The organism is Acinetobacter stercoris, assembly GCF_900323515.1.
GTDB classification, from domain to species: Bacteria; Pseudomonadota; Gammaproteobacteria; order Pseudomonadales; family Moraxellaceae; genus Acinetobacter; species Acinetobacter stercoris.
The window spans coordinates 1-1,140 of record NZ_OOGT01000411.1 but is presented as its reverse complement, the minus strand read 5'-3'; the positions used below and the strand labels follow the sequence as shown (position 1 = coordinate 1,140).

Here is a 1,140-nt window from a genome sequence, read left to right as displayed (position 1 = left end):
TGTTATTGAATTAAATAGTTTTTATAGAGTTTAACAAGTCATAATGCAGTAATAAAAAAATAAAATCCTGAGAGTTGACACTGGATTAAAATTAATGGCATGCACAGTTACTCAGCAATATTTTCAATAAGCTATATTAAAGAGACATAAATGTGTAGCGATTTGACCAAGTTATAATAGCTATACATGCCAATGTATATGAGAACAAAAAATTCTCCACACTTTTTATTCTAACTTAACGCATCTTTTTCCTTTTCCAGATACTTTATATATTCAGCATGATACTGTTTAGCCAGTTTTTCTTTTTGCTTTTCATCCAGTATCTTACCAGCTTGCTGGAAAAAAGAATGCTCCTCTTCTTTTAAATGATGATGCACTGTATCAGATAATTTTTTTGCAATCGATAACCATCCAGGATTACTAAACTCAGTCTGGCTAAGTTGTTCCAGTAGCTCATCCATCTCATGATGTTCAGACAGTGCATGACGTGTAATATTTAATCCAGCATCTGTCATCATTAACGGAATATAAAAATATCTGTCCTCTGCTACAGCATGAGCAAATAGTTCATTCTTGAGTAGAGTAAACAAATGTCTACGTTCTTCACTATCTCCAGAAGTTTTTATTAACTTTTCAGATAAATCTCTTTGTACTTCATGGCTTTCTCTTAAAATTTCAAAGATATTCTTAGAAGTATCATTTTTAGTTTTCACTTTCTTGATAACTGCCATAAGTCTCACCCATATTTATATACGATTAACCATCCATGTAAAAATTTTAAATTATGAGAAAACTTAATCAAATTATTAAATTATTTTTATTCTTTTACTTGTGTATAAAGTTTGATCTTTTTGTTAAGCAAAATCACTTTTTAAAGTAGATAAAATAACACACTCAATTAACATTCTTCTGCTCGTATACGCTCAGTTATCCCCTGACCGTAGATACTCCCTAGAAAAAAACCATGCAAAATTACAGTTCCCTCATTATAAATTGTGCCATTTAGAATACCATTTACAACTAAACATGAACCTTTATCTATATGTACATCACCTTCAAGAATTCCCTTTTTGCACAATTCCAATATCGAACCATTTGTAATATAAATATTGCAGCGATAAAGCTTATTCAATTTAGAGT

General features: G+C 30.2%; 2 protein-coding genes. Both read right to left on the bottom strand.

Features of this window, described 5'->3' with window-relative positions; translation table 11 throughout:
- Window positions 1-230: 230 nt before the first annotated feature.
- Window positions 231-731 (bottom strand): hemerythrin domain-containing protein, encoded by a 501-nt coding sequence (locus tag KPC_RS19935; protein WP_121976021.1) that lies wholly within the window; start codon window positions 729-731, stop codon window positions 231-233.
- A 167-nt stretch (window positions 732-898) separates the two neighbouring features.
- The coding region (locus tag KPC_RS19930; protein ID WP_213065923.1) for a hypothetical protein at window positions 899-1,140 on the bottom strand (242 nt) is incomplete at its 5' end.

Bases quoted from the DNA above. Each gene is read 5' to 3' on its own strand.
- KPC_RS19935 (WP_121976021.1), bottom strand. From the start codon at position 731: ATGGCAGTTATCAAGAAAGTGAAAACTAAAAATGATACTTCTAAGAAT.